The sequence below is a fragment of the Streptomyces sudanensis genome, assembly GCF_023614315.1.
Classification (GTDB): domain Bacteria; phylum Actinomycetota; class Actinomycetes; order Streptomycetales; family Streptomycetaceae; genus Streptomyces; species Streptomyces sudanensis.
Genome location: NZ_CP095474.1, coordinates 4964519 through 4977428, shown reverse-complemented (window position 1 = coordinate 4977428; position 12910 = coordinate 4964519). Strand labels below are relative to the sequence as shown.

The window sequence follows — 12910 nt, the reverse complement described above, 5'->3', positions numbered from 1 at the left end:
GGGCGCCGGGGCCTCCCGCCCTTCCGGGCCGGGGCCGCCGGGCCGCCCCCCCTTCCCGCCGCGGCGCCTTCGCCCTTTCCGGGGGCGCGCCGCGGCGCGCCGGGCGCCGGGGCCGGGTCTCCCCCATGCTCGGAGGCGGTATCCACGGAAAGGGAGGGCGAGTGATGAGGCACCGCAGCGTGGCGGATCTGATGACGCCGGAGGCCGTGGCCGTGCAGCCCGGCACCCCCTTCATGGAGATCGCGCGGCTGCTCGACGAGTACGGCATCACGGCCGTGCCCGTGGTGGACGGGGACGAGCGGCCGGTCGGCGTGGTGTCGGAGGCGGACCTGCTGCGCCGGCACACCACCGGGGAGCGGGGGCCGGGCACCGCCGAGGGCCTGATGACCAGCCCGGCCGTGGTGGCGCGGCCGGAGTGGAGCGCGGTCGAGGCGGCCCGGGTGATGGAGCGGCACCGCATCAAGCGGCTGCCCGTGGTGGACGCCTCGGGGCGGCTCATCGGGGTGCTGAGCCGCAGCGACCTGATCCAGTTGTTCCTGCGGCGCGACCGGGCGATCCAGGAGGAGATCCTGGAGGACGTGGTGACCCGCACGCTGGGCCTGCCGCCCTCCGCCGTCACCGTCCACGTGGACGACGGGACGGTGACGCTCAGCGGCACCCTCGGGCGCAGGAGCCTGGTGCCGATCCTGGTGCGACTGTGCGAGACGGTCGACGGGGTGGTGGCGGTGGACGACCGGCTCGCCTACGAGACGGACGACACGGGGACCGCGGCGACCTGACGGGCGGAGTCGGCCGCGCGCAGGGCACGGGGCGGGGCCGGGGNCNGCCCCGGACGGCGNNNNGGTTCCGGCCGGGCGNGGAGAGCCGGGCGGGAGAGGAGGTCCGGGCCGGCCGGGCCGAGTGCGCCGAACCGGTCGGCGGACCGGGTCGCGTCAGCGGACCGGCGTCGACCAGCCGTACGGGGTGTCCCGGTCGGCCTCGCCGGACATCCCCGCGCCCGCCTCTCCGATGTCCCGGTACGCCAGGCGCATCAACTGGCGGGCGAGGTCGCTCATCGCGCGGCTGGCGGCCAGCTCGTCGCCGATCAGCGGGACGTCCTCGTCCTCCGGGTTGCGCCGGGCGGAGCCGCGGCCGGTGATCGTCGACCTTCCGGTGTCGAGGACCGCGCGCGCCTCGGTGGTGTCCCCGTCCTCCACCAGGTCCATCGCGATCCTCCACTCCAGCGTCCGGGTCATGGTGTGCCTCCTCGGCGCGTCGGGCGGCGGGCCGGCGGGCGCCGGCCCCGCCTCCAGGATCCACCCGGCCCGGCCCCCGGGACGACCGGAGGGGCGGCGGCCCGGCCGGACGGGGCCGTTTCGGGGCCGGCCGGCCGGGGAAGCCGGGCCTACCGGCCCCTGCCCCCGGGCCGGCGGCCGTTCACACTGGGTGAGAGCAGACCGACACCCCGACACACGGAGGACGACCCATGGCGCAGGCCCCGACGACCCGAGTGATCACGGCGGGGGTGGACGGCTCCCCCGAGAGCCTCGCCGCCGCCGTCTGGGCGGCGCGGGAGGCCGAGTTGCGCGGGCTGCCCCTGCACCTCCTGCACGCCTGGCGGTGGCAGCCCCTGGACGTGCCGCTGGAGCAGGAGCGGGAGCGGGAGGAGCGGCGTGCGCAGGAGGTCCTGGACGAGGCGGAGGCGAAGGTGCGCGGCCTGCACCCCCGGGTGCGGGTGACCTCCCGGCTGGTGCCGGACACCCCGGTGCCCGCCCTGGTGGAGGCCGGCGGGACGGCGGAGATGCTGGTGGTCGGCTCGCGCGGGCGGGGGGCCCTCCTGGGGTTCCTGCTCGGCTCCTACGGGCAGCAGGTGATCGCCACGGCGGCCTGTCCGGTGGTGGCGGTGCGCGCCCCGCGGGACGGCGGCGCCGGCACCGGGGCGGGCAGGGTCGTCGTCGGGCAGCAGGGCGGGCGCGAGGAAAGCGCGGCGGTGCTCGGTTTCGCGTTCGCGGAGGCGGCCGCCCGAGGGGTCGGCGTGCGCGCGGTGCGGGCCTGGAGCCTGCCGTCGCTGTACGCGTACAGCCCCGGTTCGATGGCGCTGGCCGACGAGGCGGGCGGCCTGGAGCCGTTCGAGCGCAAGGCGCTGGCCGACGCGCTGGCGCCGTGGCGGGAGCGGTACCCGGACGTGCCGGTGACCGAGCACGTCGAACTGGGCAGCGGCGGCCAGGTGTTGCTGTCGGTCGCGTCGGGCGCGGAGCTGATGGTGGTCGGCCGCCGGGTGCGGCAGACCCCGCTGGGGCCGCGGATCGGTTCGGTGGCGCACGCGGTCCTGCACCACGCGCCGTCCCCGGTGGCGGTCGTCCCGCACGAGTGAGCCCGACCGCGCGCCGGCGCGCTCCGGCGCCCTTTCCGGACGGGGTGGCACGCTGGTCGTGGTGGCACCGCCGGTCCGGCCGACCCTGGAGGACGCACTGTCATGGTCCGCTACGTGTACGACTTCGCCGAGGGCGGCCGGGACCGGGTCGCCCTGCTCGGCGACAAGGGCGCCCGCCTCGCCGAGATGACCCGGATGGGGCTGCCGGTGCCGGCGGGGTTCACGGTCTCGGCGGAGGCGTGCCGGGCGCACGCCGCGACGGGCGCCCCGCCGCCGGAGCTGGACGGGGAGGTCTCGGAGCACCTGGCGCGGCTGGAGCACGCGGCGGGGCGGCGGCTCGGGCAGGTGGACGACCCGCTGCTGCTGTCGGTCCGCTGCGGGGCGGAGCTGCCGGTGCCGGGGATGCCGGAGACGGTCCTGGACGTGGGTCTGAACGACTACGCGGTCCTGGGGCTGGCCGGGAGCCCGGCGCGGGAGCGGTTCGCGTGGGACTCCTACCGCCGCCTCGTCGAGCGGTTCGGCACGGTCGTGATGGGCGTGGAGCCGGAGCTGTTCGAGCGGGTGCGGCACCGGGTCGAGGAGCAGCACCACGTGGCGGACGAGCGGCTGGACGCCTGCGACCTGATCCGGGTCGTCGAGACGTACAAGGACCTCGTCGCGGAGCGGACCGGGCAGGAGTTCCCGCAGGACCCGGCGGAGCAGTTGCGCCGGGCGGTGCGGGCGGTGCTCGACGCGTGGAACTCCGGCCCGGCGCGGGCCCTGCGGTGCCGCGCGGGCGTCCCGGACGGCCTGGGCGCGGCCGTGACCGTGCAGACGATGGTGTCCGGCAACCGGGGCGCCGACTCCGGCAGCGGGGTCGCCGTCACCCGCGACCCGGCGACCGGCGACCCCGGCGCGCACGGTGTCTACCTGCCGGACGCGCAGGGCGAGGACGTCGCCGCCGGGGTGCGCGACCCGCTGCCGCTGGAGGAGCTGGGGCGGCTCGCCCCGTCCGTGTACGCGGAGCTGTGCGCCCACCTGCGGCGGCTGGACGACCACTACGGCGGCGTGTGCGCCGTCGAGTTCACCGTGGAGCGCGGCCGGCTGTGGCTCCTGGGCGCCCGCCCCGGCGGGCACTGACGGCCCGGCGGGGGCGGGCGCCGCGCGGCCCGGCATCCGCCCCCGCACACCGGGAACGGGTGCGCGGGGCGCGGGGCGCGGTCAGGCGATCCGGCCGCGGTTCCCGTCCTCGTCGACGACCGGGTAGCCGGCGTGCGCCCAGGCGTGCATGCCGCCCACGACGTCGACGGCGCGCACCCCCCGCTCCGCGAGGACCCGCGCGGCCTGCTGGGAGCGCTTCCCGGAGCGGCAGATCACCACCGCATCCCGGCCGCGCAGCACCCGGGGCACCCGGTCGTCGGCGAGCAGCGCGGACAGCGGCGCGTGGGCGGCGCCGGGCGCGCGTCCCGCCAGCCACTCGTCCTCCTCCCGCACGTCGAGGAGGACCGCGCCGCCGGTGCCCGTCCGGCACCGGGCCTGACGCACCGTCACCCGCGGGCAGGCGGGGCGCACGACGGGCAGGCCGGCGCCGGCCGCGGCCCCGAAGGCGTCGTCGACGGCGACGACCTCCCGGCCGGCCGCGTCGAGCAGGGACGCAGCGACGGCCGCCCGCGCCCCGGTGCCGCAGTGCACCCACACCGTTCCGGCGGGGAGTCCGGCGGCACGCCGGCGCACCTCGTGCAGGGGGACGTGGGCGGAGCCCTCGATGTGCCCGGCGGCCCGCTCGGCGCCGTGCCGCACGTCGAGGACGACGGTCCCGTGCGGGTCGCGGCCGAGGGCCTCGGCGAGGCCGGCGAACGTGCCGACGGGGTACGCGCAAAGCGCCTCGCCGCCGCGGACCCAGTCGCGCGGGTCGCCGGTGGCGGCGGCCGCGGGGCGGTCGACGCCGACGCGGACGAGTTCGCGCTGCGCGGCGGCGATCCGCTCCGGCGTCTCGGCGAGCAGTGTCACGGGCCTGCCCGCGGGGAGGAGCAGGGCCAGGCGCGCGGCGAAGGCGGCGCCCGCCTCGACGTTGAACGAGCCGGCGACGTGGCCGCGGGCGAAGGCGGTCCGGTCGCGCAGGTCCACGACCCACTCCCCCTCGGCCAGCCGCGCGGCGATCGCGCCGGCGTCGGCCGCGGGGGGCGGCGTCAGGTCGACGGGGGCGGGNCNGGCGGCGTTGAGGGACGCCAGGCGCGCGTGGTGGGCGGGGGCGTCGTCGAGGCCCGCGAGCAGGTCGGCGACGAAGGTGTCGGCGTCCTTGGCGAAGACGTCGTTGCCCGCCTTCTCGGCGCCGACGGTCGACGGCCCGGCGCCGGCCGGGGCGGAGGAGCAGGGGCTGCCGGGGCCGTACGCGGGCAGGACGGCGGTGCCGTCGGGGAGTTCGGCGGCGAGGCGGTGGACGGAGGCGTACTGGGCGCGGGCGAGCCGCTCGGCGAGTCGGGGCTCGGTCGCGCCGGGGCGGCCGACCGCGCCGACGAGGAGGGAACCGCCGGTGAACACGGCGACGGGGGTGCCCGACTCCTCCAGGACGTACGCGGTGTGGTGCGGGGTGCGGCCGGGGGCGGCCAGGGCCCGCAGGGTGAGCGCGGTGCCGACCGGGACGCGGTCGCCGTCGTGGACCGGTAGGTGCGGGAGGGAGGCGCGGGCCCCGGCGGGGACGAGGTAGGAGGCGCCGGTGAGGCGGGACAGGTCGGGGCCGCCGGTGACGTGGTCCTCGTGGAGGTGGGTCTCGACGACGTGGGTGAGGCGGACCCCGCGGGCGGCGGCCGCGGCGATCACGCGGTCGATGTCGCGGGGCGGGTCGACCACGACCGCGTGCCCGTCCCCTCCCGCCAGGTGGCAGCGGCTGCCGAGCCCCTCGGTCTCGATGGTGTCGACGAAGAACACGAGCTCACTCCTTCCGGCCCGTCCGGGCCGCGGGCATCACGCGGAAACGGTAGCGGGGCGCCCGCGCGGACGCGGGCACGGCAGCTCCCGGGGCATCGTTCGCGCAGCGGCGGTGCGGCACGAGGGGGCGGGCCGTACGGGANGCGGGGTGGGCGGTCGCCGGGCCGGTCGCGTGGACGCCGGCCCCGGGCGCCGGACCCGTGTGCGGGTACCGCCCCGTGGATCGCCCGGGGGCCGCCCGGGTCCCTGTGCGCCCGCCGCGTCGAAGGCCGGGGCCGCGGGCCGGGCTCCGCCGCGTCGCGCCACCCGGCGGGGTGCGCGGCGGCCGGGCCCCGGACGCGGCGCNNCCGGCCGGATCCCGTACGGGACCCGGCCGGGCGCGCGGTGCGGGCGTTCAGCCGTGGCGCGGCGTGACGACCATGGGGACGCGGTCGGGGTGGGCGACCGCGGAGGGCACCTCGCGGGGGGTGTGCCCGGGCACGGGCCGCAGGCTCCACCTGGCGAGGAGGGTCGCCAGGGCGATCGTCGCCTCCGTCCAGACGAACGCGTCGCCGATGCACTTGCGGTTGCCCGCGCCGAACGGGATGTACGACTGCCGGTCGATGGAGGCGCGGCGCTCCGGGAGCCAGCGGTCCGGGTCGAACCGGTCCGGGTCCGGGTACAGGCCCGGGTCGCGGTGCATGGCGTAGAGGCTGAAGGCGACCTCGGCGCCCTCGGGGATGCGGTGGCCGCCCAGTTCGACGGGCGCGGTGGCGCGGCGCATCAGCATGGTGACGCCGTGCAGGCGGATCACCTCGTCCAGGACGCGGCGGACGGCGACGAGCCGCGGCACGTCGCCGATCTCCACGGGCCGGTCCCCGACGACCTCCCGGATCTCCGCGACGAGTTCGTCCTCCACGTCCGGGCGCTGGGCCAGTTCGTGGAAGGTCCAGGCCAGGGAGGACGCGGTGGTCTCGGCCCCGGCGAAGAGGATGGTGCTCAGCTCGTCGCGGACCTCGGCGTCGGTCAGCGAGACGCCGGTCTCCTCGTCGCGGGCGGCCAGCAGGACCGACAGCAGGTCGTGGTGGCCGGTCTCGCCGGAGCGGCGCGTGGTGGCGATCACCTCGTCGATGACGCTCCGCAGCCGTGCGGAGGCGGCGTCGAAGTCGCGGTTGGCGCGGATGGGCAGCCGGTCGAGGAGTTTCGGTGACGCCGCCCGGACGAGCATGTTCTTCAGGACGACGGGGAGGTTCTCGCGGACCGCCTCGACCGCCGGGAGGCCGATGTCCGTGGAGAACAGGGTCTTGGCGAGGGTCTCGACGGCGTACCCGGCCATCGCCCGCTCCAGTTCGATCTCCTGACCCGGCTGCCAGGAGTCCGCCAGCTCACGGGCGTTGTCGCTCATGACCTGCGCGTACACCTGGATCCGCTGCGGGTGGAACATCGGCTGGATCAGCCGGCGGTGCATGCGGTGCACCTCGCCGTTGGCGGTGGCCAGGCCGTTCCCGGCGAGGGGGCGCAGCCGGTCGAACAGCCGGCCCTTCTCGAAGCTGCGGGCCTGGCGGACGGTCACCTCGTGGATGAGCTCCGCGGAGGTGACCACGTACACGGGCATGGTCCCGAGGCGGACCTGGACGATGTCGCCCGCCTGCCGCAGCGACTTGAGGAAGCCGAGCGGGTCGCGCCACAGCCTCCATGCGTGTCCGAGGAGCGGTACGGCCCCGGGGGCGCGGGGGACGGTCGGGGAACCTGTTGTCACCACTGACACCGAAGAGTCCTTTGCTCTAGTTCCGCGCGGTCCGCTGCAGGGGCAGGGCGGCGTGCGCGTCCCCGCCCGGGGCGAGCAGGTCCCACCACCAGGAGACGGCGGGTATGCCGAGCGGCTCCTCGCCGGCGTCGACGGGGGTGTCGCGGAAGTGGGCGGGCATGTCGGCCGGGTCGTCCGGGGTCGTGTAGCGGACGGAGGTGACGCCCCAGTCCTGGGCGCCGCGGATGAAGCTGCCGAGGGTGCGCAGGTACTGGCGCAGCTGCGGGCTGCCCTGGGCGGCGAGGGCCTCGGTGAGGCGCATGTACAGGCACATGACGCGGTCGCGCTGGGAGATGGCGACGTCGAGGGCCTGCTCGGGGGTCATGCCCTCGTGCTCCTCCAGGACGCGCAGCACGTTGAGGTAGTAGCCGGTGGCGCTCTTCTCCTTGTTCTCCTTGTGGTAGGAGAAGATGTCGTTGTCCCAGGTGATGACGAAGGACGCCATCTCGGTAGCGGCGCGCACGGCGGTGCGGTCGCGCTCGTGGGGCTGGAGTTCGTAGCCGTGGCCGATCTCCAGCATGGGCAGGACGACGGTGGTGGCGCCGTCGTAGATCCGCATCAGCGTGTAGTCGTTGAGGTCCGGGACGGTGCCGGCGCGGCGGTGGGACGCCTCCCACACGACGGAGAAGAAGTACTCGCGCAGCGCGTCCACCCAGCGGGCGGCCTGACCCGGGGTGCCGTACCGGTCGATCCGCAGGCGCAGGTCGCGCAGTCCGGCGGCGAGCGGGTCGCCGTCCAGCATCGGCACCTGCGGGTTCTGCGCGACCCGCAGCAGGCGGTGCAGCTCGGCGGCGAGTTCGCCGGGGCGGCGGCCCAGCTCGCCCTCCTCGCAGTAGCCGTCGTCCACGCCGAACAGCCAGAGGACGAAGTCCGCGAGGAGCGAGACGACCTCCTCGCGGCCCTCGGGCAGGATGCGCGCGGAGAAGGTCCCGATGGACTGCGAGACCAGCCGTGCGCGCAGCTCCTCCGATCCGATGCGGTACGTCTCCGCCCAGGCCGCCGTCAGGGCGTCCGCCTCCACGTGGCAGGGGTGGATCGCCGGCGGAATGGGCGTGAAGATCGGCGGCACTGTCAGACCGGGCCCCACTGCGGCCTCCTCTCGTCGCGGTGCGACGTGTGTGCATGCCGCGGAAGGCGTTCCGAAAACGCCGTCCGCGACATGGAATTGATCAACTGTGGCGCATAGTAGTCATCTGATAACCCTGTTCCAACAGGTCGAAGGTCCCTCGGAAGGGACGATTCCGTGAATTTCAGCGGTTCGGTCGGAGGAAGAGGCTCCACCAGGTCTTCCGGGCGGGCTCCGAGGTGCCCTCGGCGGGCGCGGAGCCCGGGGCGGGCGGCGGCACCTGCTCGGGCAGCGGTCCGGGTACGGTCGAGGCGAAGTCCTTCGGCGCGCTCGGGCCCTGCGGCGCCGCCGACGCGGGCGGCGTGAACTCGACCGGGAGGGCCTCCAGACGCTTCGACAGCCACGCGGCGGACCAGCGCAGTTCGCCCTCGGGGACGGCGAGCCGCAGGTCGGGCAGGCGGGCCAGCAGCGTGTCGATGCCCGTGTCGGCGATGGCGCGGCCGATGTCCTGGCCCGGGCACTCGTGGGGGCCGCTGCCGAACGCCAGGTGGGCGCGGTTGCCGAGGAGCGGCTTGTCGAGGTCGGGGCGGATCTCCGGGTCCACGTTGCCGGCGGCGAGGCCGAGCAGCAGCATGTCGCCGGCCCGGATCTGCCGGCCGCCCAGGACCGTGTCGCCGGTCGCCCAGCGGCCGGTGATCGCCGACAGCGGCGGGTCGTCCCACAGCACCTGCTCCAGCGCGTCCGGCAGGGTCATGTGGCCGCCGGCGAGGTTGGCGCGGAACCGGCGGTCGGTGAGGACCAGGCGCAGGGCGTTGGCCATCAGGTTGACGGTGGTCTCGTTGGCGGAGATGAGCACCAGGCGCAGGTGCTCCAGCACCTCGTCGTCGCCGAGGTCCGCCTCGTGGCCCAGCAGCCGGCTCGCCAGGTCGTGGCCCGGCTGGGACTTCTTCCGCTCGGTGAGGGTGCGCAGGGTGTGGACGACGAACTCGTTGCTGGCGACGGTCGTCTCGCTGCCCTTCATCAGGTCCAGGCAGGCGTTGACCAGGTGCGGCCCGTACTCCTCGGGCATGCCGAGCAGCTGGGTCATCACCAGCATCGGCAGCTTCTCCGCGAAGTCCCGGATGAGGTCGGCGCGGCCCTCGGCGGCGAAGGAGTCGATCAGCTGGTCGGTGTAGCGGATGACGTACCGGCGCACACCGCGCCGGTCGAACTGGTCCAGGCCGTCGCGGACCGCGGCGCGGAGCCGCTCGTGCTCGGCGCCGTCGGTGAACACGCACAGGGGCTGCCACTCGACCATCGGGCGCAGCGGCGAGTCGGCGGGGACGCGTCCCTCCTTGAACATCCGCCACAGGCGGGAGTCGTTGGAGAACCGCGACGGCGACCGCATGACCTCCAGGTTCTCCCGGTGGCCCAGGACGAGCCAGGCCGGCAGGTCGCCGTGGAGGAGCACGGGCGCGACCTGGCCGTGCCGCCGGCGCAGTTCCTCGTACAGGGCCTTGGGGTCGCGTTCGGCCTCGGGGCCGTAGATGCGGCGCGGGGCGGCGGCGCCGATGTCGTGGGCGGGGCAGCCGCCCACCTGCCGACAGCCCGGGGCGGGCTCAGTGTGGGGGGCGGTCATGACGCCTCCTGGGTCGTGACGAGGGTCTGCAGGTAGCGCATCAGCGTCATCAGCACGTCCCTGCTGGAGCCGCGGTCCCGGGCGTCGCAGGGGACGATCGGGACGGCCGGCGGCAGGTCGAGGGCGGTGCGGAGCTCCTCGGCCGGGTAGTGGGGGGCACCCGGGAAGGTGTTGACGGCGACGACGAACGGGACGCGGCGCTCCTCCAGTCGGCCCAGCACGTCGAAGCTGACCTCCAGGCGGCGGGTGTCGACGAGGACGACCGCGCCGAGGGCGCCTTCGAACAGGCCGCGCCACAGGAACCAGAAGCGCTCCTGGCCGGGTGTGCCGAAGAGGTACAGGACCAGTTCCCGGTTGATGCTGATCCGGCCGAAGTCCATGGCGACGGTGGTCGACGTCTTGCCGTCGACGCCGGAGGTGTCGTCGACGCCGACCCCGGCCTGGGTCATCGTCTCCTCGGTGGTGAGCGGGCGGATCTCGCTGACGGAGCCGACGAAGGTGGTCTTGCCGACGCCGAACCCGCCCACGATCACCACCTTGACGGCCGTCGTGGCCGTCTCCGGCAGCACGTCCTCGCGCCGCGGTCCCCGAACCGCGCCGCCGTGCTGCTCGGAGCCGTCGTGCTCAGAGCTTCTGAAGTCCATCGATCACTGCCTCAATCAACGCGCGGTCGGGGAGTCGGGCGGGGGGGATGGGAGCGCGGACGACGATGCGGTTGTCGGCGAGGAGGTCGCCGAGCAGTACCGTGACGACGCTCACCGGGAGGCGCAGGTACGCGGAGATCTCGGCCACGGACAGCGGTGACTGGCACAGCTGCACGATCGCCGCGTGCTCCGGCTGCATCCCGGGCTTCGCACCGGACCTCGCCACGATCAGCGTGACGAGGTCGAGTTCGGCGGGCGCCGACCCGCCGCTGCGTCCCCCCGTGATCACGTAGAGCCGCTCGGGACTGGTTTCCTCCCAGTCACCGCCGCCCGCTCCGCTCACCTGGTGCCCTGCCCGTCCTGTCGCGGCGGGCTGCTCAGGTGCTCCCCGATGCGCAGGACGAGGTCCCGCATGCGCTGGCCCATCAGCCCCGCGTCGACGCCCTCGTCGGCGAGGACGGCCAGGTACGCGCCGGTGCCCGCGGCCATCAGGTAGAAGAAGCCCCCGTCCATCTCGATGACGACGAGCCTCATCCTGCCGTCGCCGCGCGGGAGTTCGGAGGCGACGGCCCCGGCCAGCGACTGGAGTCCGGCGCAGGCCGCGGCGAGCCGGTCGGCGGTGTCGTGGTCGGTGCCGTACTGAGCCATGCGCAGACCGTCGGCGGAGAGCACGACCACGTGTCGGGTTTGCGGAACGCCTTCCGCGAGGTCCTTGAGCATCCAGTCCATATTGGCCTGCTGCTTGATCATTGCTGAGAGTTCCCCTTGCTTGCGTCGTTGGGCTCCCCGGACAGGCCGCTCTGGAAGGCGGCCAGCCACATTCCGGGCTGCACCTGAGGTGACGGCTCCTGGCCGGGAGCCGGGGTCGCGGGGGCCGGCGACGCCTGGCCCGAGGATGCGGCGGGCCCGGTGGCCGCGGCCCGGGGCGGCTCGGCGAGCGGCTTCCTGCGGCGACGCTGCGGCAGGCCGTTCGCGGTCCTCGCAACCACCGGAGGGGCTTCGCCGTTCGCCTCCGGCACGGCGGCGTGCTCCACCGGGGCCGGGGCGGCGGCGGGGGAGGCCGCCGGGACGGCGGCGCGGGGCACGGAGGAGGCGCCGATGCCGTGGGCGAGGCCGGAGGCGGCGGCGACGGTGGTGATCAGCTCCTGCGGGACGACGACGACGGCGCGGACGCCGCCGTACGCGGAGGAGCGCAGCGAGACCTGGAAGCCGTACGCCTGAGCGAGCCGGCCGACGACGGCGAGGCCGAGGCGCGGCGTCTCCCCGAGGTCGTTGAGGTCGATGCCCTGCTGGGCCTGGCGGAGCATCCGCTCGGCCCGCTTGCGGGCCTCCTCGCTCATGGACACGCCGCCGTCCTCGATCTCGACGGCGATGCCGGACTGCACGTCGACGGCGGTCAGGTGGACCTTCGTCTGCGGCGGGGAGTAGCGGGTGGCGTTGTCGAGGAGCTCGGCGAGCGCGTGGATGAGCGGCTCGACGGCGGGGCCGGTGACGGCGACCTCGGTGACGGAGTGCAGTTCCACGCGCTGGTAGTCGATGATCCGCGACATGGCGCCGCGCAGCACGCTGTAGAGCGGGACGGCCCTGCTCCACTGGCGGCCCGGGCGGGCACCGCCGAGGACGGCGATGGAGTCGGCGAGGCGGCCGATCAGGGCCGTGCCGTGGTCGATGCGGAGCAGGTCGCCGAAGACCTCCGGGCGGTGGCCGTGCCGGTCCTCCATCGCGCGCAGCTCCTGCGCCTGCTGGTGGACGATGGCCTGGACGCGGCGGGCGATGTTGACGAAGGCCCGCTGCGCGGACTCGCGCAGGTCCTCCTCGGCGGCGACCGCGTCGACGACCACGCGGACGACGGCCCGGTGCTCCTCGGGCGCGGCGAGGGAGCCGAGGATGTCCTCGGGGAACTCCCCCTGCCGCAGCCGCCGGACGGCGTCCGGCAGCAGCGTGCCGGCCAGGTGGTCGGCCTCGGCGTGCCGGCGGGCCAGGGCCGCGTCGCGGTCGGCGACGATTCCGCGCAGTTCGCCGACCACCCGGCCCCGGCGTGCGACCTCACTGCCGAGAGCGGCGAGCACGAGAGCGGAGACCCCTCCGGCGACCGCGACCGGCACCCGTGCGGACGCCTCCATCACGGCCACCGAGACACCGGTGGCCACGGCGATCAGAGCGGCGGGCAGCAGCCACACGAAAGATGCCGCAGACCGCGGGCTTCCACTTCCGGGCGACGATTCCTCACGGACCATCAGCACCCTCAAACCCATCGAACGAAAAGATCATATGACAACGAGCGATGAGCATAGTGCTTCGGCAGAAGGCGTTTTGGCGGAGGGTCAGGTCGCGACCTGTTGTTCGCCCAAGGTTTCCCTGACCGTGGAGTGAAGGGGACCGCCAAGCCCAGCGCCCCTTACGGACGCCACCGGGTCCCTCCGCCCGGCCCGTGCCGGGACCGCCGCCGCGCGCCGCGGTGCCGCCGCGCGGCAGGGCGGGGNCGGCNCCGCCCACCTGCGCCGACGCGGTCCGCCGGGGGCCGTTCCGGTGGTCG

The 12910-nt window shown here is 75.4% G+C and carries 11 protein-coding genes and 2 pseudogenes; 3 read left to right on the top strand and 10 right to left on the bottom strand.

Annotation, left to right across the window (positions count from 1 at the left end; genetic code table 11):
• The first annotated feature begins 164 nt into the window (after nucleotides 1-164).
• Entirely contained in the window at nucleotides 165-779 is a 615-nt protein-coding gene (locus MW084_RS23025) for a CBS domain-containing protein (RefSeq protein WP_010474937.1), read from the top strand.
• Nucleotides 780-932: 153 nt separating this feature from the next.
• On the opposite strand, the gene MW084_RS23020 is transcribed toward MW084_RS23025, so the two are convergent.
• Nucleotides 933-1235 carry a DUF1876 domain-containing protein gene (locus MW084_RS23020; protein ID WP_010474935.1) on the bottom strand — a complete coding sequence of 101 codons (303 nt, stop codon included), beginning with the start codon at nucleotides 1233-1235 and terminating at the stop codon, nucleotides 933-935.
• A gap of 230 nt (nucleotides 1236-1465) precedes the next feature.
• Here MW084_RS23020 and MW084_RS23015 point away from each other — a divergent pair, with 230 nt between their 5' ends.
• Together MW084_RS23015 and MW084_RS23010 are read left to right on the top strand one after the other, a co-directional pair.
• A complete protein-coding gene (locus tag MW084_RS23015) occupies nucleotides 1466-2353 on the top strand; it encodes a universal stress protein (RefSeq protein WP_010474933.1) in 888 nt (295 codons plus the stop codon).
• Between the two features lie 102 nt (nucleotides 2354-2455).
• Nucleotides 2456-3463, top strand: a pseudogene (locus MW084_RS23010) (PEP/pyruvate-binding domain-containing protein); the annotation flags it as partial.
• A 90-nt stretch (nucleotides 3464-3553) separates the two neighbouring features.
• Here MW084_RS23010 and MW084_RS23005 read toward each other — a convergent pair.
• The 9 genes and pseudogenes from MW084_RS23005 to MW084_RS22965 all read right to left on the bottom strand — a co-directional run.
• A pseudogene (locus MW084_RS23005) lies at nucleotides 3554-4540 on the bottom strand (rhodanese-like domain-containing protein); the annotation flags it as partial.
• A gap of 3 nt (nucleotides 4541-4543) precedes the next feature.
• On the bottom strand, nucleotides 4544-5260 hold a 717-nt coding region (locus tag MW084_RS23000), incomplete at its 3' end, for an MBL fold metallo-hydrolase (RefSeq protein WP_275563768.1).
• Between the two features lie 394 nt (nucleotides 5261-5654).
• Nucleotides 5655-7001 carry a cytochrome P450 gene (locus MW084_RS22995; RefSeq protein WP_010474928.1) on the bottom strand — a complete coding sequence of 449 codons (1347 nt, stop codon included), beginning with the start codon at nucleotides 6999-7001 and terminating at the stop codon, nucleotides 5655-5657.
• A 22-nt stretch (nucleotides 7002-7023) separates the two neighbouring features.
• Nucleotides 7024-8133: a selina-4(15),7(11)-diene synthase gene (locus MW084_RS22990; RefSeq protein ID WP_010474926.1), complete on the bottom strand. Its 1110-nt coding sequence runs from the start codon at nucleotides 8131-8133 to the stop codon at nucleotides 7024-7026.
• Nucleotides 8134-8296: 163 nt separating this feature from the next.
• The gene (locus MW084_RS22985) at nucleotides 8297-9730 is read right to left on the bottom strand and encodes a cytochrome P450 (protein ID WP_275563767.1); all 1434 of its coding nucleotides are present in this window, start codon (nucleotides 9728-9730) and stop codon (nucleotides 8297-8299) included.
• Nucleotides 9727-10374 carry a GTP-binding protein gene (locus MW084_RS22980; RefSeq protein WP_010474922.1) on the bottom strand — a complete coding sequence of 216 codons (648 nt, stop codon included), beginning with the start codon at nucleotides 10372-10374 and terminating at the stop codon, nucleotides 9727-9729. Before MW084_RS22980 ends, MW084_RS22985 begins: the two co-directional genes overlap by 4 nt.
• A complete protein-coding gene (locus MW084_RS22975; RefSeq protein ID WP_010474921.1) occupies nucleotides 10355-10717 on the bottom strand; it encodes a DUF742 domain-containing protein in 363 nt (120 codons plus the stop codon). Before MW084_RS22975 ends, MW084_RS22980 begins: the two co-directional genes overlap by 20 nt.
• On the bottom strand, nucleotides 10714-11124 hold the full coding sequence (locus tag MW084_RS22970) for a roadblock/LC7 domain-containing protein (protein ID WP_010474920.1): 411 nt from the start codon (nucleotides 11122-11124) through the stop codon (nucleotides 10714-10716). Before MW084_RS22970 ends, MW084_RS22975 begins: the two co-directional genes overlap by 4 nt.
• Nucleotides 11121-12611 carry a sensor histidine kinase gene (locus MW084_RS22965; RefSeq protein ID WP_255130516.1) on the bottom strand — a complete coding sequence of 497 codons (1491 nt, stop codon included), beginning with the start codon at nucleotides 12609-12611 and terminating at the stop codon, nucleotides 11121-11123. Before MW084_RS22965 ends, MW084_RS22970 begins: the two co-directional genes overlap by 4 nt.
• Nucleotides 12612-12910: the final 299 nt, after the last annotated feature.

What these genes read in the sequence shown, in the direction of transcription:
- MW084_RS23025 (WP_010474937.1), top strand. Translation starts at nt 165, where the DNA reads ATGAGGCACCGCAGCGTGGCGGATCTGATGACGCCGGAGGCCGTGGCC.
- MW084_RS23020 (WP_010474935.1), bottom strand. Translation starts at nt 1,235, where the DNA reads ATGACCCGGACGCTGGAGTGGAGGATCGCGATGGACCTGGTGGAGGAC.
- MW084_RS23015 (WP_010474933.1), top strand. Translation starts at nt 1,466, where the DNA reads ATGGCGCAGGCCCCGACGACCCGAGTGATCACGGCGGGGGTGGACGGC.
- MW084_RS22985 (WP_275563767.1), bottom strand. Translation starts at nt 9,730, where the DNA reads ATGACCGCCCCCCACACTGAGCCCGCCCCGGGCTGTCGGCAGGTGGGC.
- MW084_RS22980 (WP_010474922.1), bottom strand. Translation starts at nt 10,374, where the DNA reads ATGGACTTCAGAAGCTCTGAGCACGACGGCTCCGAGCAGCACGGCGGC.
- MW084_RS22970 (WP_010474920.1), bottom strand. Translation starts at nt 11,124, where the DNA reads ATGATCAAGCAGCAGGCCAATATGGACTGGATGCTCAAGGACCTCGCG.
- MW084_RS22965 (WP_255130516.1), bottom strand. Translation starts at nt 12,611, where the DNA reads ATGGTCCGTGAGGAATCGTCGCCCGGAAGTGGAAGCCCGCGGTCTGCG.